The following is a 21,893-nucleotide window of genomic DNA, read 5'->3' as shown; positions in this document are numbered from 1 at the left end:
CCTTCATTAAAATTTTAACCGATTCCTTTTTTTAAAAATAATTCTAATTTGTGATTCCCTAACGACATTTGTTTGTTTATGGTTTCGGGTAACTTGTCATCGCATTCAAAATGAAACTTAATAAATCTTACCCCCAAATCACTCTTTTCATCCTAACGTTTGTTTACTCTACCATCCATTCGGGACCAACAAAAACTGAAAATTGCCCGAAACCCATTTTAGATCGTGAATGGCAAATTACAACAAACCTAGAAACAGAGTTTGATCAAAATCAGTTCTGTGGGTATGTACATGAAATTGGCTCCGAAGACAGCGAATTTCATTCATTTCTCATCGAAAGGCATGGTAAAATCGTAACCGAAGTCTACAATACAAGAGCCGACCATCCGTTTAACAAACGCTACGGCACAAGGTTTCCTTTCGACGGGGAAACTCAGTTTGATTCAAATACATTACATGATGTAAGGTCTGTTAGCAAAACCGTAGTTTCTTTGCTATTTGGCATTGCTATCGATAAAAAAATAATCGATGGAGTGGATGTTCCAGTGGTATCGTATTATCCAGAATTACAAATTCCAAAAAATGATCCCAAACAAATCATTACATGGAAATACCTTCTAACAATGAGTAGTGGACTTGATTGGGAAGAATGGAGGTATGGATTTTTATTCAGTGATGAAACACGACTTCTTTGGAAAAAAGACTTAACCCAATTCTTTTTTGACAGTGACTTAATCCATACACCAGGGACTATTTTTAATTATAATGGAGGAGGAACGTCTGTTCTTTCTGATATTCTAACAAAAAAAACAAACAAATCCTTAAAAGAATTAGCGAAAGAATGGTTATTCACTCCATTAGAAATCCACAACTTTGAATGGGTAGAGGACAGAAATGGAAGAGCACTTGCCCATGCAGGCCTTAGATTAAGACCAAGGGATATGTTAAAATTGGGAAGGTTGGTCTTAAACGGAGGAAATTGGAAAGGAAAACAGATTGTCTCAAAACAATGGTTAGATGATTCTCTCAAAAAACAAATCAATTCGCAGGTAAAATATTCCGTAAGGATGGAAAATCACTATTTTACGGATACTAATGGTGGCTTGGAGAAACCATTTTGGAAGAGAAAAAAATTCCGTGGTCAGTTGCACTTGGGAATGGTGGGCAACTCATTTTCGCCTTCCCAAGTATGGATATGGTCATTGTTACAACCGCCGGTGGTTATGGTGATCCAACCACCATCCAAAGGATATTGGAGACAGTCGAAAGGATTCTAACCACCGTTAAGTAAAAAGTTTCAATACTAGATCAATCAAAGTATTGGATTCGGTAGAGACAAGACTGAGCGGTAGCAGCACTATCAATGACATAAGCACGGCAATCTTTTTGCCAAATTTCTTTGGAATCTGAATCCTTGATTTTTGAAATTGATTTTTCATATAACAAACTACAGAGGTATCTTGCCATTTGTATCATTAAGTTTTCAGCTACTGTTTCTTTTTTTACTTCTTCTTGGATGTTTCTCATCACTCGAATTGATTCTTCCAATACACGTTCCTGTTCCAATAAAAATGTAGATGGAGATCCAATCTCTGCTTTTAGTGAATTGAGATACTTCCTAAAATTTCCATCACCTGCCATTCCTGCAAGGATTGCACCTGTTGCGATACGTACATGGATTTGGGAAGTCCCTTCATAAATGGTATTGATCCTTGAATCACGAAACATTCTAGAAATATCATAGTCTTCTGTATAACCAGCGCCACCAAAGACCTGTACAGCGATGCTTGTATTTTTATGACCTTCTTCTGAACTATAATATTTTGCGATAGGAGTCAAAATGGAAGCAAGTGTAGACCAATATTTTACTTTTTCATCCTTTCTGATGTCACGATCTGGTTTTCATTGTTTTTCTAAACGTATTTGATGGTGTTGGTACATATCAATCACACGAGCTGTCTCAAGTGTCAGAAGTCGCATAGCATTCGTTTCGCGTTTGATTTTATGCACCATCTCATAGACAGCGGGAATCTCATAAATTGGTTTTCCAAATTGGTTCCTTTCATTTGCATACTTCAGGGATTCATAATAAGCAGCAGCTCCTCCACCGCAACCACCTGAAGCACTCACAAGCCTCATAAAATTTGTCATTCCAGCGGTATAACGAGTGAGTCCTAAACCTTCTTCTCCCAAAATTTCCCCATAACTATTATCATAAACAATCTCACAAGTAGGTGATCCATGAAGGCCCATTTTTTTCTCGATTCCAGCAATGGAGATGTCAGAACTTTTGACCAAAAAAACAGAAAGCCCACGAGCACCACCATCAGGTTTACCTGTTCTTGCAAGTGTCAAAAGAAGTGCAGGATAGTCGCCAAGACCACATCCTTGCGAAATAAATCGTTTTGTACCTGTTAAACGATAACTTCCATCTTCTTGTTTGACAGCAATTGTCCTAACACTATTTAAGTCAGACCCAAAATCAGGTTCTGTGAGTGACATTGCAAATAAACACTCACCAGTTGCTGCCTTTGTTGCATAGGTTTCAATTTGTTCTTCGGTTCCAAATCTAGATACTATTTGGGCTAAATTTAAGAGTGTTGTTGTCATACAAAAAGCAACATCCGCACGCGCCATAATCATCGCATAAAATGCACCGACAGTTGCAGGAAAATTCAATCCACCTGCTTCTCTTGGCAGTGAGTAACCCATAAGACCCGTACTCCGAAATTTTTCATAAATCTCAACGGTTTCTTTTGGGAAGATTACCTTTCCATTTTCATACTTTAATTCGTTTCGATCCATAATTTGAGATTTTTGAGATACATCTTTGCCAAAAAAATCTCCCATTGCATCCAAACTGGAAGTGTATAATTCCATGGCTTCTTCTAAGGAAGAAGGTGCCATTTCATATCGATTATTTTTGCTTTCAGTATAAACTTTATGATCAATAAAATCTTCACCTTCTGCTTCTTTTACGATTGATTCCCAATCAATGAGTTGGTTATAAATTAATTGTAAGTCTTTATCATCTGAAAAATAGTTATTTGCGATCATGTTTGTTTCCTTAAATGTTATAAGCTGCTTCTAATCCTTCGAAAAACGCTCGTTTTGCATCAATGTTTTTAGCATCCTTTGCTCCACCGATTAAAATGAGTTTTTGATTTGGAGATTGTTTTACGTATTGTTCATACAATGAATCTTCTTTTTCCTGACCAACACATAAGATGATCGAATCACAAGGATATAAAAACTCTTCTCCATTTTTAAATACAACAATAAGTCCATCTTTTGTAACTTCCTTATACGTTAATCCTTGGAAAAACTCAACTCCTTCTGACTCTAACTCTTGTTTTAGAGCCCAAAATGTGGTAGGTCCTAATCCTGCGCCATGTTTTCCATTCCTACGAAAAACTCCTACCTTTCGTTTTGCTTTTGCAGTTTGGATCATTGCATTTGTAAATGAATTTATATTATATTTTTGATTGTAAGATTCAAGTGTTGGATCGTTTTCTTCTGTTAAACGATGAGCAACATCCACACCAATCCCACCACCACCAATCACAGCAACTGCTTTTCCAGGAACAAATTTACCAGTTAAATAATCTGCATAACTTCCATGAGGCAATAATTCTAATCCTTTCAAATGGAATTCTCTCGGGATCACTCCACTTGCAAAGATAACTACGTCGGAGTTTTTTGCTTTGATGTTTTCGATTGTTGCTTCGGTGTTCAATTGGATTTTAACTCCGATTGCATTCAGTTCATTTTTGAAATAACGAATGGTTTCATTAAATTCTGACTTACCTGGTATATGAGACGCCAATTGGAACTGACCTCCAATTTGGTCTCTTTTTTCAAAGATGGTTACATCATGGCCTAATTCTTTTGCCACTCTTGCGGCCTCCAAACCAGCAGGACCTGTTCCAATCACTAAAACGTTTTTTGGGTTTGTTGTTTTTTTGAAGTTATATTTATCTTCATTCATTGCGACTGGATTCACGATACAGGAAACATGTTTTTCCTGGAATGCATGGTCGAGGCATGCTTGGTTACAAGCCACACAAGTATTGATTCGTTCGGAATGTCCGTTTGCTAATTTTTGAACAATGAATGGATCAGCTAAAAACGGCCGAGCCATTGAAATCATATCTACACTTTGTTCGGAAAATACTTTTTCGATCGTGGATGCATCATTAACACGATTGGAAGCAATGATTGGTACGCCTGGAGTTTGTTCTTTGATACGACGTGCGATAGGAACCCATGCTCCTCGGGGTACAAGTTGGCTAATGGTAGGAATTCTAGATTCATGCCATCCAATACCTATGTTCAGAGCTGTCACATTTTCATCACGTAAGGCATTCGATAAACCAATCACTTCTTCAAAACTTGGATTCCCTGGTATCAGATCAATGCCCGACATACGGAAAATAATGGGGAATCCTTCTGGAAGATTTTTTTTAACAGCTCGTAACACTTCGATCGAAAAATTCATTCTACGTTTGGCATCACCACCAAAATAATCATCACGGTGATTTGTAACGGGTGAAAAAAATTGATTTAATAAATAACCTTCACTCCCCATAATTTCCACAGCACCAAACCCTACTTCATGAGCGATTTTTGCGGAACGGCCAAAATCTTCGATTGTTCTCCAACATTCATCTTCGGTTAAGGCTCTTGGCACATAACGATTGATTGGTGCCCTAATGGCAGATGGAGCGACACAGTTTCGGTCAAATGCATATCTACCTGCATGAAATAACTGCGCACACATTACCCCTTTTCCTTTCAGGGCTCCATTAAGTAATTTGAGTTCGTTTGCGTGAAGTGGGTCTAAAAATTGAAAAAATGATTTTGATCCCTTCCCTTCCTCATTGACACTGATACCACCAGTGACAATCATTCCGACTCCACCTTCGAATCGTTTGCCATAAAATGTAGCCATTCGATGGGCAACCCCAGTCTCTCCTTCTACTCCTAGGTGCATAGAACCCATTAAAAATCGATTGGGTACTGTCACATTTCCTAGTTGGATCGGTGTAAAGGCTGTACTCATAAAACTTCCTCAAAAAACGAATTAATTTACCATCGGTAATATATTCAAATTTAGAAACAAGTATTAAATTACCAACGGTAAATAACTGGTAGTCAGAAGATAGAAAACAATCCAAAATGGCAAAAAATGGTAGCAAAAAAAAGAAAAGCGAAAGCTAAAACCATCACACGAGTTGGGCGCCCGAACAAAATGAACAGCGTTAATGTTCGTGAGACTCTGATCCAAGCGGGTGTCGAATTATTAGAAACTACTTCTTTGGAGGAAATTTCCTTACGAAAGGTTGCCGCAAAAGCAGGTGTCAGCCATGTAGCAAGTTACCATCATTTCGAAAACAAACATGCGTTATTTTCTGCAATCGCAGAGATTGGTTTTCAAAAATACTTTGAATCCTATCAAAAAGAATTAGAAAAAACAGAACAAGACTTCAAAGGTCGTTACCGCGCACTTGGGTGGACTTATTTTCAGTTTATCATGAATAATCGCCAATTCGCAAGGATTATGTTTGGTGGAATGGGAGTTGAATCAAACCTCAACCCAACTTTGTCTTCAGTCTCAAGAAGAACCTATCGCCAGTTACACGAAATTATTAGAATGGGACAAAACTTAGGTCATTTAGAAAAAGGCCAAACCAGAGAAAAAACATTAGCTTCTTGGGCAATGATTCACGGTATAGCTATGTTGTTTTTGGAAGGTCGATTACAAATGAAAAATGATATAAACGAGATGGAAAAGTTTATCCAAACTGTTACCGAATACGCATATAATGGCATGAAAACCTAGTTATTTTCTTGGTTCACAAACTTCAGGAAAATAGTTTAATAAGTAGGATATTGTGGCTTTTTTTGCTTCTCCAACCATCCAAGGCGTAAAGTCTCCATAGGTACGATAAGAGAGTTTTAACAAAGAATCAGGAATTGAGATAGCAACACCAAATATTTGGTCGAGTGTATCTAAATTTGGTAATTGGAATCTATCAATTAAGCCTTGTTTGGTGAGATTAGCTAGTTTTATATCTAACTCTTGACCAACTAACCTCATATCCGGATTACTCATTCGATACCCATAGATTAACCTAGGAAAGGCAATCTCAGAATTTGTGACTTCAATAGCCACATCGATGGATCTTTCAATGTATTCTTTCCATGTTTTGAAGGTTTCCTTTTTTAAGGCGGTGAGTTTTTCAACCATACCTTCCGAATGTAACAAACGGATTCCATGGAAAATTGCTTCAACATTGGGGAAAAAATGGTAAGCGGAAGGTCTCGGAATTTTGGCTTTTTTGCAGATATCCGCAAAACTAATCTCTTCTGGTTTTTTTTCTTTTAAGAGTTCAAAGGCAATTGATAACAATTGGGCACGACGGTTCCTTCCCTGTTTACTTGTGAATTTAAACGGCCTTGATGCAAGGTCAGGAGAGAGGGATGCGTCTACCAATTTATCCATAGTACGATCATCTCTCGGAATCTTACCTAGTCAATCCCGTTGTGAAGAAAAAATCCTGACCCATTGCTGGGCCAGGCGAGGTGATTGTTCAGATATTCCTATTGGATTGTAAAATTGTTTGTCACTCCTTGGTAGGCGCTAATGGCACCAGTCCAACCCGATTTCCAGTGTCCACGATGGCGAATTCGGTAAGTTCCTTTTGGATACGAAGTAGAATCCCAGGATGTTGTAATTTTCGAATATGCGACTCCATCACGTTGCCAGCGATAAGTAGTAGATGGGTCGTTGTCTCGGGCAACTACTGTCCATGTCGAACCGTTTTGTCGTTCAATGTCAACAAAGCTACTTCCAATTAACATATTGTTTTTTGGGTGAGCACCCCAGAAAACAGCTGTTACTTTAGATCCACTTGCATAACTAGGAGAGGGTTGTGTGACAACACTTCCAAAACTTTTAAATAAAGGGACATCATCAAATACAACTCCCGTTTGGAATGTGGCTTGGTTTTTTGTCAAATCAGCTGGGGTTGGGCCACTAGGAACAGATTCACCATTTCGTAAAGCGGATGCCAATTTTCCAAATTCTTGTTCATACGCTTTTAGTGTGTGTGGTCCAAATTGTGTAGATGCACCTTCATACTGTTGGGAAGAATATTCTTCTCTTGTCGTGAGGTAGGAAGTGTATGAATTGGCTAGTGCTGAAATGACCGTATAATCGTTTTGCATTATATTCTTTACGAGAGAACGGATCCTTCTCCCAGCCATTGTTGAGACTTCAGCAGGAATCGCTAAAATAGATAAATTTCCGATTTTGACAATTTGAATCGGAATGACAGGAGGTGTCCAAGGATTTCCATCAAAACTTGCCACTCCCGTTGGAATGAGGACTGGTTTTTCCGCATGACACAACTTATATGATTCACTCACTGAAGTTGGCCAAATTACTCCGAGTGCCCCGCCAAGAAAACTCGCTTTGAATGCATCGGCAGTATTTGTATTCCAATCTAAGGAATCGACAGTTGTTCCTTCATCAAAAAAATCAACAGAGACTGCATTGTCTTCAACACTACCAGCAGAAAAAGAAGCACCCATACCTGCGGGACAAGTTGTGGTTCCTACGCTACTCACAAATAAATTTGAAAAGTTAACATATGTATGTCTGAAATCGACAGATCCAGTCAATTGGGTATTTGCAGATTGGTATAAACTGATTGCCTTTTGGTATTGTTTATCTGCAATGATGTTCTGCCTAACATAATCATTCACACCATCAGCAGGTCCCCATAAATTTGGAGTTACATCACCTGCGTTTGACTGAGCAAAAGCAGCAACAAAGGTTTGGTTTGCAGAATAGTTAGTTCCCTTTGTTTTCTCAAACAAATAAGAAGCCAATCCTTTATTGTCTCCACCGATGAGTTTGTTTGAAGGTCCAACATTTGTTGGATGAACAGCAAACCAGTTTACCATCCCAAGTTCTCTTCCATCAGAAGCTACTAATTTTAATAGTGTCATTGTTTGGTCGACATTGGATGAATAAAAATTACGTTCACTAGCAGGATTTTTATCATATGCTTCAACAGATCGGTTTTTACTCGCATCAGTGAGTTCTCCTTGGTTAATGTAAACATTTCCTGGAACTAAATTCTGATGTGCCAATTTGATTGATTGGTAAATTCCATTTACGATCACATCAAAGTTTTCTTTTATGAAACCTGCAGTTGTCGCATTGTATAAAAAATAATGAGAATAACCACCTGGACCACTATGTGTGTGAGTTGCAGATAACAAAACATTGGCTTCTGAATAATATGGTGCAAGTTCACTATCTGTAGAAATTTTTTTGCTTACTGCTTGTTTGATGGATTGGAAAATCATTCCTAAATCAGCACTAACAAACACAACACGTTTGGAAGCATCACCAATGATGTATGCTCTTGACCAAAGGCGCATATAAATCCCTTCCGTCTTTTGTGCAGTTTCTGCAAATCCCATCATGCCAACTTCTGCTGCAGGACCAGTAATGTCAGAAATTCCAACACCCACTAAATAGGGAGAAGAACCAAGACTTGGAGCTACGGAACGACTAAGGCCAGAACCAGAATTGAGATCTGAATTCATACCATTCGATTGTTCCATTTGGTTTGTTCCAACTAAACCAAGTATGGCGGACTGGGACGGCTTTTTGTCTGAACAAGCCAGAACAAAAAGAAAGGACACGATGGATACACTCACGCGAACCAAGGGACTTATTTGGGATTTCATATACTCTCTCCGAATCTAAATTTCTCAATCATACTTTTTTTCGCTTCTATCTGCCGAAGGAACCCTTGGGTCAAATCTGGGGTTTAAGTCTAAACGATGTTAAAAATATGGCAAGAAAATAATCGACAATAGTCGGGTTTTATTTGACCAATGTTCAGAAACCCACCTTTCCGTCCCTTTTAACGAGTACCCCAAGAACGTTCCGCAAAATTTATGGTATTTCTATGTCATTTTTTACTCGACACAAGTCGGCTATTATCGGGGAACTGTCACCTAATCGCAAAGATAGAAGAGAGAGGAAAGTATGGACCAACGAATCAAACGAAACTTTAAATGGAGGCAAATTGTTTGTTGTCTACTGGCAACCTTATATTTGTTTTGTGCTCCATCGAACGAAGGACATAAACTCCTGCTTCCATTTGTAGAGACATCCCAAACGGAAACAAACTTTGGTGCTCAGACATTGGGTGGTGATAAGTCCATTACAGAATCTACAAATTTGATTCATGATCTGAGTTACCTCAGTTCTACAGAAACACGAGAGTTATTTGTTTCCAATAAATCATTTGGAAATTTCACGGATGCTATTTGGATTGATGGACTTGGCCGCGAAACAACATTCCGAGGGTTTAATGTATCTGGGAATGTGAAATTAGTCGAACATGGTTTCAAACCGTTTCAAAATACAAATGATATCGAAATTGCAATGAATGGATTAACAAAGACAACTGGTTCCAATATCATTCGTTACACAATTGCATGGGAAGGTGTTCATCCAGAAGTAGATAAAATAGATCATTCGTATTTGGATGAAGTGATTTCTCAAATTAAAAAGGTAACTTCGAAAAATATTTACGTTCTACTTGATTACCACCAAGATTTATTCTCAAGACACTTATTCAATCAGAACTCATGGCATACGGGAAATGGTGCACCATTATGGATTACTAAAAATGGAAATTATCCAAAGGAATACTGCGGTATCGTATGTGCTAGTTGGAGTCAAAATAATTTAACAAACGAAGCAATTAGAAGAGCCTTTAGAAATTTTTGGAATAACGCTCCAATCAATACTCCTTCTGGTGTACGTTATATGCAAACGGAATACCTTTGGCAGATTGAAAAAACTGTTTCTTATATCAAAAATCAATTATCACCAGAAGAGTTTTCTTACGTTATAGGGCTTGATCCATTTAATGAACCAGTGGATGGTGGAATGGAAGGTCTAACCCCAAAACGATGGGATAATGAGAAACTTTGGCCCATGTACCAAAAAATTAGAACCATCCTCAACCAAAACGGTTGGGCAAACAAATGGGTTTTTGCGGAACCACTTGTGTTTTGGAATACTAATATTGGTTCTGCGATTGCACCTGCTACTGGTGGGGGACATTTAAATACTCCTCCTGGACAAGGGTTTGTATTCAATTCACATTTTTACGACGCAGGGAGGATGGGAACAGATCTAACTGGAATCGACAATGCTACCTATTTCAAATACTTAGATGAAATTAGAACAGAAGCAAGATTCTTAAAAATACCAATGTTTCTAAGTGAATTTGGGATGTGGTTAAAAGGAACTGGAGCCAAAGACACACCTCGTATGATCAATGCTGTATACCAAGCTATGGAAATTTCCGACAAGGAACAATCGACAAAAACAAGATTTGCCGATTTTTATAATCCTGTTGTATCAGGGACTCAGTGGCATTGGGATTATTATTATGACCACCATGCAGAATACAAAAACGGGAATCCAAACAAACTCATTACAACAAAGGATGCATGGAATGATGAAGACTTTTCTGTGGTTGGAAATTATGGAACCAGTTTGAATGTCGATCCATTTGTCATCACTAGAGCTTATGTGCGTAAATCACAAGGTCGACTATTAACAAGTCATTACAATGCAATTGGGTATGATACTTGGAACAAAATGTTTTCTTGGGCCGCTATCAAACCAGGTAACAATGAAGCCAAACAATTTGGAGACAAACGATTTTTGATCGTCATCTGGAGAGGACGGAATTCAGATGCACCTTCCGAATTTTATCTACCACCACATTTTGATCCTTCTAAAGTCATCGTGATGACTGAAAAAAAATTGTATACGAGTCCTATACCAAATGTTCCAACAAACCAGCCAAACGAAGTTGTGATCACGGCTGATCCAAAACGGGAAATAGGATCTGGAAATGTTTTATACCTTTGGGATGATTTGGACTTAGATGAAAACCAATCTTCTTCCTATCATTATGCACTCGTTGTGAACAAAGAAAACACAACATATCCAACTGCTACCTTACAAGAACTCCAATCAAAGTTAAACCAAAGGATTCTAGTAGAAGGAAAAAGCCCAATTTACCTCATCGGTAAGATGACTTACGGAGGGTACCCGAACGAATGATTTCTTTAAGGAAGGGAATGGACGATCACCATTCCCTTTTTTATCTCAAAATTTAGAATTCCAAACTCCTGATTTTGCTGTTTCTTTTGCATAATATTTGAAATCTTTTGGTTTTCTTCCCATTGCAATTTCAAAATCATTTTGAATAAATTCGTTCCTACCATCTAATACAGTTTCAAACAAATATTGAATGAGCCAAATCGTTTCCTTGGATAAACCAAAATCACCTAACATTGAAATATAATCCTTTAGCGGAATTTCCTCAAAAGGAATCGACTCCTTGATTTCATTTGCAATGAAGCTAAAAGTTTCCTCAAAACTATAAAGAGTTGGTCCAGTTAATTCATAAAGTTTTCCAACATGTTTTTGATTTACAAGAGAGTCGACAGCTAGATCTGTTAGATCATCCAAATCAATAAATGGTTCCTTAATTTTGATTTTCGGAAAAATGATTTTTCTCTGTAAAATTGCATCCAAAAACATACCTTCACTGAAATTTTGAGAAAACCAACTCGAACGTAAGATTGTCCATTCCAATCCAGATCCTTGCACTAACTTCTCGCAAGTGATTGCCTCAGGTTCACCTCTACCTGACAGTAGTACGAGACGTTTAACCTTACATTTTATAGCAAGATCAACTAATGTTTGTATATGATGTATTGATGTTGGAACTGCCAAATCGGGTTGGTAGGAAATGTAAATATGATCTACTCCTTTTATCAGTGTTTCCCAAGATTCAGATTTTTCCCAATCAAAGGAAGGATTAGATTTTCTTGATCCCAACCGAATCGGAATATTCAATTGGTTAAGTTTCTTTACGATTCTACTTCCAGTTTTTCCACTGGAACCTAATATTAAATTTAATGGTTTCATCAACATAGCATACAAAAAAAATCATTTTAAAAATTGGATAAACCCGACACTGCATCATTTTTTTTCTCTAAATTGAAATGGTTTTTCTTTTGTAAATGATTTAAACTGTCTGATAAAATGAGATTGATCGGCATACCCAATATTATATGCGATATCAGTTAATTTTGATTTTTTACCTGCATTCATTTCGAACAAACTAGTTTGGAAACGAATGATTGTTGCGAATTGTTTAGGAGTGAGTCCAACATAATTTTGGAATTTCCGTTGCAAGGTACGTTCCGACATTTTAAAATCATTTGCGATCTTAAATATTTCACAATTCCCGTTAGTATCGATGATTGTTTGTAAACAAGAATGTAAAATCAAATCAGGCAAAAAACCTATCGACTTTTTGCAAAGATATTCTAAGATTGCTTCTTCTGCCAAGGTAGTTGAATGTTGTTGTATTGCCTTATAAAATTTTGTTTCATCTATCCATTCCGATTTTTGGATTGTCCAACACGAATTAGTTAGTTCTGCAATGGGAATTCTAAAGGATGCCTCAACAAAACTTGGGAACAGTTGGACCATCACAAAAAAATATGGGCCTTCTATTTCAATCTGAATTGGATCCAATGTTTGACCGTATATGAATACAGGATCCATAATTTTGGAAAGTTTACCTACAATGACTTTTACAGGAGCATTTGAATGAAAAAAAACAAGACCTGGAAAACCATCCGCAAAAAAAGGTAATACTTCTTTTTTGGAATTCATTGATTCAAAAATAAATATATCTTTTGCTATGTATTGTAAATCTTTTGGAATTTTTGGATTTGGACGAGACATGAAACTTTTGGAATTTTTGATAGGTTTACTTTCTTGATTTTCTTAAGAATTTCTTAGACGAAATTCAATATCCATTTGATTTATTTTATTTCATTTTCCATAAAAAAACAAAGTCACTTCACATAACAAGCGTATTTGATTTTTCTAATGAATCTGTTCTACAAATTTTTCTAAATTTACAGAAAATCACTCTTTCTGGGAATGTGATATCATACGTGAAACTTTCAATCTTAGATTTAGTTTTTATCAACCAAGGCCAGACAACTAAAGAAGCAATTCAAAATAGTGTACGTGTGGCAAAGGCAGTAGAAACATTCGGTTATCATCGGATTTGGATCGCAGAACATCATAATTTTCCTTCCATTGCTAGTGCTGCAACATCAGTGGTCATCGGTCATTTAGCGGAACAAACAAAATCCATTCGCGTAGGAGCTGGTGGCATCATGTTGCCAAACCACTCCCCACTCGTAATCGCCGAACAATTTGGAACATTAGAAAGTTTATATCCTAACCGGATTGATTTAGGGTTAGGCAGAGCTCCTGGAACAGACCAACTCACCTTACGCGCATTACGTAGAGACCCTATGGCATCGCAACATTTCCCTGAAGATGTCAAAGAACTTTTAGAATATTTATCTGCTGACAGAAAAGAAGGAATGGTGAATGCAATCCCAGGTTATGGAACGAATGTTCCTGTTTGGATTTTGGGTTCTAGTTTATTTGGAGCTCAACTCGCTGCACTACTTGGTTTACCGTTTGCATTTGCATCCCATTTTGCTCCCACCTACTTAAAAGATGCAGTTACAATTTATAAAAAACAATTTCGTCCATCAAAATACTTACAATCTCCTTATGCCATGATTGCAATGAATGTTGTGGCAGCTGATAGTGAAGAAGAAGCAAATCATTTGTTTACAAGTGTCGAACAGTCATTTCTTGGCATACTTAGAAATAAACGTGCTCCTTTTCCACCTCCAGTATCTTGCATGGATGACTTATGGTCCGAACAAGAGAAACAAATGGCAAAACAAATGTTATCCGTTTCTGCAGTTGGAACCAAAGAGAACATTGTCAAAAAAATAAACAAAATCCAAGAAGAGATCCAAGCAGATGAATTGATAGTCGTATCTTCTGTGTACGACACAGAAAAAAGAATCCGTTCATTTGAAATCCTGATGGAAGTCCAAGACCAAATATTTGATCCCTCTAAGGTAGACCTCGGGAAAAAATAGTTTTGTAACGTTTTCATTCTATTGTATCCTATATGGTCAGATAGGCATCATCTAAATTCAATTGGGAGAAACATATGCCATTTCGGAAAAGATTCCATTCCATCATCTTTATTTCAATTTGTGTATTCGCCATGACTTCATGTGAACGAGGATACATACGTTCTGCCCTCAAAGAAAAGTTCCAGAAAAAAATCAGTGATTTGCCTGCTCCGAATGCCATTACGAATCTGGCAGAGCCCATCACAAATCCAGGTGATTATGTATTCTCAACCATTCACCAAGAGATGCTTCGTTATTATAAAATCCATGTTCCCAAAAGTTATCATCCAAATTCTAGTGTTCCACTATTATTTGTTTTCCACGGAGGAGGAGGTGATATGGAAATCCAATCCAAAGAGGAGTTTTACCATCAGATTTCTAAATCCGAAGAATTAGGGCACATCGTTGTATTTCCGAATGGATATAGTTTATACAAATCTGGAAAGTTTGCGACATGGAATGCAGGGAATTGTTGTGGAGAATCAAAAAAAGCGAATGTAGATGATCTGGGATTTGTAAAAGGAATCCTTTCCCACCTAACGCAACAAATGAACATCGACAAAAAAAGAATTTATTCTACAGGAATGTCAAATGGAGCGATGATGTCTTATCAGATTGCTTGCTCAATGACGGATCAATTTGCTGGGATCACAGCAGTAGCAGGAACTGATAATACAATAGATTGTAAACCTTCCAAACCAATTTCCATTTTCCATATTCATGCGAAAAATGATGATAAGGTTTTATTTTATGGTGGCGCGGGTTCCAGTTTCCCTGACAGATCACTCATTACAGATTTTGTTTCTGTTCCGAAAACTGTATCAAAATGGGTTCAATTGAATGTTTGTAATCCTACCCCGAAAATTGTTTTACAAAATAAAGATGTTACTTGTGAAGAGTATCACGAATGCAAAGACGGAGTGACAGTGAAACTTTGTGTTACAGAAGATGGTGGGCATTCTTGGCCAGGTGGGAAAAAACCTTCTTTTCTGTTAGGTGGTGGATCACCTACAAAAGCGATCATCGCCAATGATGTGATGTGGGATTTTTTCAAATCCCATTCCAAGTAGTAACATTCATTTGCAAGATTTATATTTTCCAAGGCAATCGAACTAACTTCTGGTTCACTCGGTATTCGAATGCCAATGTCTCCATACACTGGAAACACAAACAATCTACATACTGAGTTGCCAAATATTCGGTTTCTTCTTTTGTCAATTGAACCTTTGTACATTGGCACAATTGAATGGAACCAACCTTACATTCAAAAATTCGCAAACAGTTGGGGCAAATTTTTTCCTCATGTTTGACCGTTGACTCTTGGAAACATTGATTTGAATCTTGGTTTGGATTTTTATTTGGTTTATTTTCTTGCAAATGGTGACTCCTAATCATTTAGAATCACACAATGAAATTGGGTGATCCGGCGAATTTGTCCGGGACCCTAATGTGAACAAGGAACGAATGATCGTTTACGGGCGATTCATTTGTGGGAAGATCCGACTTTTTGAATCCGATCAAATCGTTTTCAAATTCACGGTTGCACCGTCAGCTGAGGAGTTTCACCTCATTCCTCCCGGAATGATTTCAGTTTAGAAAGATCCTCTTTCATGTCAATCGACTGTTTTGGTTTTGGCATTTGGTCTTTGAGTAAAACACCAGAGCGTTTTTGAGAAATACTTTCTTGGATTAGATAAATCGCTTTATCGCAGGCTAATGGCAATGGAAATCCAAGTGGTCTGACATTGGATATACAATTCCTTGCTTCATCCGTTTTTCCGACTTTTGGTTCATAGGTAAGGTAAAGTCCAAGACTATCAGAGGAACTAAGCCCTGGCCTTTCTCCTATGATCACTAAACAAATTTTGGATTGTAAAATCTCGGAAATTTCATCTCCAATCGCAACTCTCCCCCATTGTGCAACAACCAAAGGCGCAAGTTTAAGATGCAATGTTTCGATCTTTGAAAGGAATCCTTCTAAAAATAGAAGTAAGTTTTCATCGATTGCTTTTGCAGACAAACCATCCACACAAACAATACCCAAATCAAATCCTTTTTCACTTGAATCCAATTTGATTTTCGACTCTTCCGAAAGCCGTCTGCCGAGATCAGGCCTTAATAGATACTCTTGTTTAGAAGTTACTTGGCTTTTGACAAACTGGTGTTGGATTCCATATAACTTTGAGAATAATTTCAGCTGGTCAAAAATAGGATCCCAAGATGGTTCTTGTACCACTGCATCTTTTGCCTTTGCATGGTCCATTCTAAACCTTAACATGTCTTTGGTGGAAATTGAAACACCGAACCTTCCGAGCCCAATCCTTGCTTGTGTGAATTGTTTCCATCGATCTAAATTTGACATACTCAATCCAACCTCATGTCTTTTTCAAACAAAGAGACAATTTGATTCTCAACGGGTAAAAATTGTTTTCCATTGGAAAAAATTCCTTTCTGAACTAACCATTCCTCAAATTCAGGGGTCGGTTTTAGTCCCAACACTTGTCTTAGATACAATGCATCATGAAATGAAGTACTTTGGTAGGATAACATGACATCGTCAGCACCAGGTATCCCCATGATAAAATTACACCCTGCCACTCCTAGCAGAGTTAATAATGTATCCATATCATCTTGGTCTGCATCAGCATGATTCGTATAACAAATGTCAACTCCCATAGGTAACCCCATAAGTTTCCCACAAAAATGATCTTCCAATCCTGCTCGAATGATTTGTTTTCCATTGTATAAATACTCAGGACCAATAAAACCAACGACAGTATTCACAAGTAAGGGAGAAAATTTCCGAGCAACCGCATAAGCTCTTACTTCTAATGTTTGTTGGTCGATTCCATGATGTGCCCCAGCTGACAAAGCACTCCCTTGCCCTGTTTCAAAATACATTACGTTATTGCCTATCGTTCCTCTCTTCAATGACAATGCCATATCTTTTGCTTCTGCTAAGAGAGACAGATTGATCCCAAAACTCTGATTCAAATCTTCTGTTCCGCCTATCGATTGGAATACTAAGTCTAGTGGTGCTCCTTTTTGCATCACTTGCATGGAAGTGGTAACATGAGTGAGGATACAGGATTGTGTTGGAATGGAATATGTTTGGATGATCGTATCTAACATTTCTAATAATGTGATACAAGTGGGCACATGGTCAGTGGCAGGATTAATTCCAATCACAGCATCTCCACTACCTAGTAACAATCCATCTAAGATACCTGCGGCAATTCCTTTCGGGTCATCGGTGGGATGATTTGGTTGCAAACGAACCGATAACCTCCCTGGTAATCCTATTGTATTTCGGAACTTTGTGATAATTCTGATTTTTTGACTAACCAAAATTAGATCCTGATTGGACATGAGTTTTGAAACAGCAGCAACCATTTCGGGAGTGAGTCCCATTCGAATGGATTCTAAAACAGGTAAATCAGTTGTTTCCGATAGTAAAAAATCCCGAAATCCGCCTACCGTCAAATGGGAAATCATCTTAAATGCAGAATGATCATGTGATTCTAAAATGAGTCTCGTCACCTCATCCTTGTTTGCTGGAATTATTTCGATATTTAAAAATTCTGATAAGTAAATATCAGCTAATACCATTTGTGCAGCAATTCTCTCTTCTTGGTTTTCTGCTGCTAAACCGCTTAAAATATCTCCAGAACGAAGAGGAGATGCTTTTGCCAAAACTTCTTTTAAGTCACAGAACTGATATGTTTTTTTTCCAATGATGATTTGATAACTCACTCGTTTACTATACCTGATTTTTCTTTTTAGAATAGAACTTTTCCCATATTTCGATTCTCAATTTTACAAACAGTTTTGTCTAAAAAATAGACAATGTATGAAAAAAGCCCTTCTCGTCCTTGGAAACCAACTTTTCGATTTAGATGCGATAATCCCCGAAGACAAACGTTCCGAGTACATTGTTTTTATACGCGAAGACAAAGAATTATGTACGTACTTCCAGTTTCACAAACAGAAAATATTATTTTTCTTTTTAGCAATGAGAGCTTATGCAGAAGAACTAAGAGGATTAGGATTTTTGGTTCACTACGAACCTTTGGATGTAAATTCCGATTCCTATGAAGTAAAGCTGTCAAATTTTCTGTTAAAAGAATCCATTGCTGAATTACACTACTTTGAAATCGAAGATCGATTTTTTGAAAAGAGAATCCTTTCGTTACTCCAAAAGGCAAATGTAAAAGGAATCGTACATCGATCTCCTATGTTTCTGACAAAACGCAAAGATTTTGAAGCCTATTTATTAACTCATAAAAAACCATTTATGAAAACTTTTTATGAATCACAACGAAAATCATTACATGTGTTAGTTGATGATAAAAAAGAACCGATTGGTGGGAAATGGAGTTTTGACACAGAAAATCGGAAAAAACTTCCAAAATCCTACCAAGCTCCCAATTTACCCCAAATCAATTTTACAAACAAAGAGAAGGAAGTGTTCCATTTGGTTGAAAATCATTTTCCAAACCATCCCGGAAACACAGAAAATTTTTGGTTACCAACAACTCGTAATGGTGCTAAACATTGGTTAGATCAATTTCTTAAGGAAAGATTAGATTTATTTGGTCCATATGAAGATGCTTTTTCACAAACCTTTCCGTTTATACAACATTCGGTACTCACTCCATTTTTAAACGTGGGTTTATTAACTCCCAAGGAAGTTGTAGAACTTACGTTAGATCACGCAAAGAAATATAAAATCCCTATTGAATCATTGGAAGGTTTCATCCGCCAAATCATTGGTTGGCGAGAATTCATTCGGGGAATCGATCAAAATTTTGGAGAGATCCAAGAATCAAAAAATCATTTTGGTCACAAACGAAAATTCACACAACATTGGTTTGATGGTAATACTGGCATTCCACCTCTCGATTTTGTGATTAAGAAGTGCACAAAGTATGGATATGCACACCACATTGAACGATTGATGGTGCTGGGATCATTAATGGTGTTATTCGAAATCCATCCTAAAGAAGCTTACCGTTGGTTTATGGAGATGTTCATTGACTCGTCTGATTGGGTGATGGGACCCAATGTTTATGGGATGGCCCTCTTTAGTGATGGCGGAGTTTTTGCCACCAAACCATACATATGCGGATCGAACTATTACCAAAAAATGGGCAGCTTTCCAAAAGGAGAATGGGAAGAAGCTGTGGATGGATTGTATTGGTCGTTTATCGAAGCCCATCAATCAGAGTTTTCCAAAAACCCTCGCACTGCTGTCCTCGTGGGAAATTTACACCGAATGCAAAAAGATAGGAAGGAAAAACTCTTCGAGAGAGCAAAAGTCTGGAAAGACAAACTTACCTTCCATTCCTAAAACCCGAAGGAACGAGGCTTATGAAGTTAGACCAGAGCCAATCACCTTGCCTCATGCCCGAAAAACGACAATTCCATGTATAAATTTAGATTGAATCTAAAAAATTTTGCTTGCCTCCTAAATTAGATTAAATCTAATTCTATACTAAATCTAGAAAGAGAAGGTCAGTATGAGAAATTTCAGACGTTTCACAATCGCTCTCCTTGTGTTGTTCCTTAGCCCAATCGGAGCCGCGGACACCAAAGAGACCCAAGGGATGGACCGCCAAAACACATCCAACCAATTTTGGTGGCCAGAACGCTTGGACTTGGCACCACTCCGCCAACACAGTGCAGAGTCAAGTCCGATGGGCAGGCAATACAATTACGCCAAAGAGTTCAAGGAATTGGACATCCAAACCTTAAAACAAGAAATCAAAACACTGATGACCACATCCCAAGATTGGTGGCCATCTGATTATGGACATTACGGTCCTTTTTTCATTCGTATGGCTTGGCATAGTGCAGGAACCTATCGAATTTCTGATGGGCGTGGTGGAGCTGGTGGTGGACAACAACGGTTTGAACCACTCAATAGTTGGCCAGATAATGCAAACCTCGACAAAGCAAGGAGGTTGTTATGGCCAATTAAGAAAAAATACGGTAAAAAAATTTCTTGGGCAGACCTCATGGTGTTAACAGGGAACGTCGCACTAGAGTCGATGGGATTCAAAACCTATGGATTTGCTGGCGGAAGAACTGATGATTGGGAAGCAGACTTAGTCTATTGGGGTCCTGAGAAAAAATTCTTGGAAGACCAAAGATACAAAGGCAATCGAGAATTAAAAAACCCACTCGCTGCCGTTCAAATGGGACTTATCTATGTCAATCCAGAAGGGCCTAATGGGAATCCTGACCCACTAGCAGCCGCTAAAGATATTCGTGAAACATTTGGCCGAATGGCAATGAATGACGAAGAAACAGTCGCACTGATTGCAGGTGGACATACATTCGGGAAAGCTCACGGTAAAGCTGATCCATCCAAACATGTTGGAAAAGAACCAGCAGCTGCTGGGATCGAAGAACAAGGATTTGGTTGGAAAAACAATTACAAAAAAGGAAACGCAGAAGACACTATTACCAGTGGTCTTGAAGGGGCATGGACGGCAAACCCTACTAAGTGGACAACTCAATACCTAAACAATCTATTTGGCTTTGAATGGGTACAAACAAAAAGTCCAGCTGGTGCCATCCAATGGATTCCAAAAGATGGAGCCGGTGCAAACATGGTTCCAGATGCTCATGACAAATCGTTACGCCATGCTCCCATCATGTTTACAACCGACTTGGCATTAAAATTTGATCCAAGTTATAAAGTAATCGCAAAACGTTTCCAAGAAAACCCGAAAGAGTTTGAACTCGCATTTGCAAAAGCATGGTTCAAATTAACTCACAGAGATATGGGTCCTCTCTCTCGATACATAGGCAAAGACCTTCCAAAAGAAGCTTTGATTTGGCAAGACCCTGTGCCCGCAGTTTCTCATAAATTGGTAACTACAAAGGAAATTGAAATCCTGAAAGGAAAAATCCTAAAATCTGGACTGACAATCCCACAACTTGTCAGAACAGCATGGGCATCTGCATCTACTTTCCGCAGTACGGACATGCGAGGTGGTGCCAATGGTGCAAGGATCCGCCTAACACCTCAAAAGAATTGGGTTGTCAATGATCCAGAAGAGTTAACAAAAGTTCTAAACAAACTAGAACAAATCCAAGAAGACTTCAACAAGTCAGGAAGTAAAATCTCTCTTGCGGACCTCATCGTTCTTGCTGGAAATGTTGCGATCGAAGAAGCAGCAAAAAAAGCAGGAGTGAAAGTATCTGTACCATTCACCCCAGGTAGAACAGATGCCAGTTTGGAACAAACTGATGAGTATTCCTTTTCGGTACTAGAACCAAAAGCAGATGCTTTTAGAAACTATTACGGACCAGGTAATTATATGTCACCAACTGAGATGTTAGTCGACAAAGCAAACATGTTGTCACTTTCAATCCCCGAGATGACAGTATTACTTGGCGGAATGCGTGCATTAGATGCAAATACCGGTAAATCTAAACATGGAGTATTCACTTCGAAACCAGGAGTTTTGACGAATGATTTTTTTGTGAACTTACTCGACATGTCTACCAAATGGCAAAAATCAGAACAAACAGAAGGATTGTATGAAGGTCTCGATCGCAAAACAGGATCAAAACGATGGACTGCAACGTCTGTTGATTTGATTTTTGGCTCTCACTCAGAACTTCGTGCAGTTGCTGAAGTGTATGCTTCGGATGATGCTAAAGAAAAGTTTGTGAAAGATTTTGTTTCCGCATGGAACAAAGTGATGATGTCCGATCGATTTGATGTGAAATAAAAC

Annotated in this window: 15 protein-coding genes and 1 pseudogene; 7 read left to right on the top strand and 9 right to left on the bottom strand. The window is 38.0% G+C overall.

Translation table 11 applies throughout. The features are described 5' to 3' along the window. Positions 1 to 110: 110 nt before the first annotated feature. Positions 111 to 1,277, top strand: a complete 1,167-nt coding sequence (locus CH354_RS12915; RefSeq protein ID WP_243396081.1) for a serine hydrolase domain-containing protein — start codon at positions 111 to 113, stop codon at positions 1,275 to 1,277. Positions 1,278 to 1,308: 31 nt separating this feature from the next. Here CH354_RS12915 and CH354_RS12910 read toward each other — a convergent pair. Continuing rightward, positions 1,309 to 3,057 (bottom strand): annotated as a pseudogene (locus tag CH354_RS12910) (acyl-CoA dehydrogenase family protein). A gap of 10 nt (positions 3,058 to 3,067) precedes the next feature. Then, positions 3,068 to 5,062 (bottom strand): oxidoreductase, encoded by a 1,995-nt coding sequence (locus CH354_RS12905; protein ID WP_100727796.1) that lies wholly within the window; start codon positions 5,060 to 5,062, stop codon positions 3,068 to 3,070. 126 nt (positions 5,063 to 5,188) lie between these two features. Between CH354_RS12905 and CH354_RS12900 the strand changes: the two genes are divergently transcribed. Beyond that, on the top strand, positions 5,189 to 5,842 hold the full coding sequence (locus CH354_RS12900) for a TetR/AcrR family transcriptional regulator (RefSeq protein ID WP_100727795.1): 654 nt from the start codon (positions 5,189 to 5,191) through the stop codon (positions 5,840 to 5,842). Here CH354_RS12900 and CH354_RS12895 read toward each other — a convergent pair whose 3' ends face one another. Together CH354_RS12895 and CH354_RS12890 are read right to left on the bottom strand one after the other, a co-directional pair. Continuing rightward, on the bottom strand, positions 5,843 to 6,505 hold the full coding sequence (locus tag CH354_RS12895; protein ID WP_100727794.1) for a TetR/AcrR family transcriptional regulator: 663 nt from the start codon (positions 6,503 to 6,505) through the stop codon (positions 5,843 to 5,845). It lies immediately after the preceding gene. 98 nt (positions 6,506 to 6,603) lie between these two features. Further along, on the bottom strand, positions 6,604 to 8,766 hold the full coding sequence (locus tag CH354_RS12890) for a neutral/alkaline ceramidase (RefSeq protein ID WP_100727793.1): 2,163 nt from the start codon (positions 8,764 to 8,766) through the stop codon (positions 6,604 to 6,606). Between the two features lie 304 nt (positions 8,767 to 9,070). Here CH354_RS12890 and CH354_RS12885 point away from each other — a divergent pair, with 304 nt between their 5' ends. Continuing rightward, on the top strand, positions 9,071 to 11,173 hold the full coding sequence (locus CH354_RS12885) for a cellulase family glycosylhydrolase (protein WP_100728374.1): 2,103 nt from the start codon (positions 9,071 to 9,073) through the stop codon (positions 11,171 to 11,173). Positions 11,174 to 11,218: 45 nt separating this feature from the next. Here CH354_RS12885 and CH354_RS12880 read toward each other — a convergent pair whose 3' ends face one another. Continuing rightward, on the bottom strand, positions 11,219 to 12,046 hold the full coding sequence (locus CH354_RS12880; RefSeq protein ID WP_100728382.1) for a Rossmann-fold NAD(P)-binding domain-containing protein: 828 nt from the start codon (positions 12,044 to 12,046) through the stop codon (positions 11,219 to 11,221). A 54-nt stretch (positions 12,047 to 12,100) separates the two neighbouring features. Continuing rightward, complete coding sequence (locus CH354_RS12875; protein WP_100728375.1) at positions 12,101 to 12,874, bottom strand: helix-turn-helix domain-containing protein; 774 nt, start codon at positions 12,872 to 12,874, stop codon at positions 12,101 to 12,103. A gap of 215 nt (positions 12,875 to 13,089) precedes the next feature. Here CH354_RS12875 and CH354_RS12870 point away from each other — a divergent pair, with 215 nt between their 5' ends. Together CH354_RS12870 and CH354_RS12865 are read left to right on the top strand one after the other, a co-directional pair. Next, positions 13,090 to 14,106, top strand: coding sequence for an LLM class flavin-dependent oxidoreductase (locus CH354_RS12870; protein WP_100728376.1), 1,017 nt, complete (start codon positions 13,090 to 13,092; stop codon positions 14,104 to 14,106). Between the two features lie 74 nt (positions 14,107 to 14,180). After that, positions 14,181 to 15,215: a CE1 family esterase gene (locus tag CH354_RS12865; RefSeq protein WP_100728377.1), complete on the top strand. Its 1,035-nt coding sequence runs from the start codon at positions 14,181 to 14,183 to the stop codon at positions 15,213 to 15,215. Between the two features lie 19 nt (positions 15,216 to 15,234). On the opposite strand, the gene CH354_RS12860 is transcribed toward CH354_RS12865, so the two are convergent. The 3 genes from CH354_RS12860 to CH354_RS12850 form a co-directional block, all read right to left on the bottom strand. Next, positions 15,235 to 15,522 (bottom strand): cysteine-rich CWC family protein, encoded by a 288-nt coding sequence (locus CH354_RS12860; RefSeq protein WP_243396080.1) that lies wholly within the window; start codon positions 15,520 to 15,522, stop codon positions 15,235 to 15,237. Positions 15,523 to 15,712: 190 nt separating this feature from the next. After that, positions 15,713 to 16,507 carry an ethanolamine ammonia-lyase subunit EutC gene (eutC, locus tag CH354_RS12855; protein ID WP_100766504.1) on the bottom strand — a complete coding sequence of 265 codons (795 nt, stop codon included), beginning with the start codon at positions 16,505 to 16,507 and terminating at the stop codon, positions 15,713 to 15,715. 2 nt (positions 16,508 to 16,509) lie between these two features. Next, on the bottom strand, positions 16,510 to 17,898 hold the full coding sequence (locus CH354_RS12850; RefSeq protein WP_100766503.1) for an ethanolamine ammonia-lyase subunit EutB: 1,389 nt from the start codon (positions 17,896 to 17,898) through the stop codon (positions 16,510 to 16,512). Positions 17,899 to 17,995: 97 nt separating this feature from the next. Here CH354_RS12850 and CH354_RS12845 point away from each other — a divergent pair, with 97 nt between their 5' ends. Both CH354_RS12845 and katG read left to right on the top strand, forming a co-directional pair. Further along, entirely contained in the window at positions 17,996 to 19,495 is a 1,500-nt protein-coding gene (locus tag CH354_RS12845; RefSeq protein WP_100766502.1) for a cryptochrome/photolyase family protein, read from the top strand. Between the two features lie 169 nt (positions 19,496 to 19,664). After that, complete coding sequence (katG, locus tag CH354_RS12840) at positions 19,665 to 21,890, top strand: catalase/peroxidase HPI (RefSeq protein ID WP_100727783.1); 2,226 nt, start codon at positions 19,665 to 19,667, stop codon at positions 21,888 to 21,890. The last annotated feature ends 3 nt before the right edge of the window (positions 21,891 to 21,893 follow it).

Source organism: Leptospira levettii (genome assembly GCF_002812085.1).
Lineage (GTDB): Bacteria > Spirochaetota > Leptospiria > Leptospirales > Leptospiraceae > Leptospira_A > Leptospira_A levettii.
The sequence above is the reverse complement of the archived record's forward strand: the minus strand, read 5'-3'. Positions and strand labels throughout refer to the sequence as shown.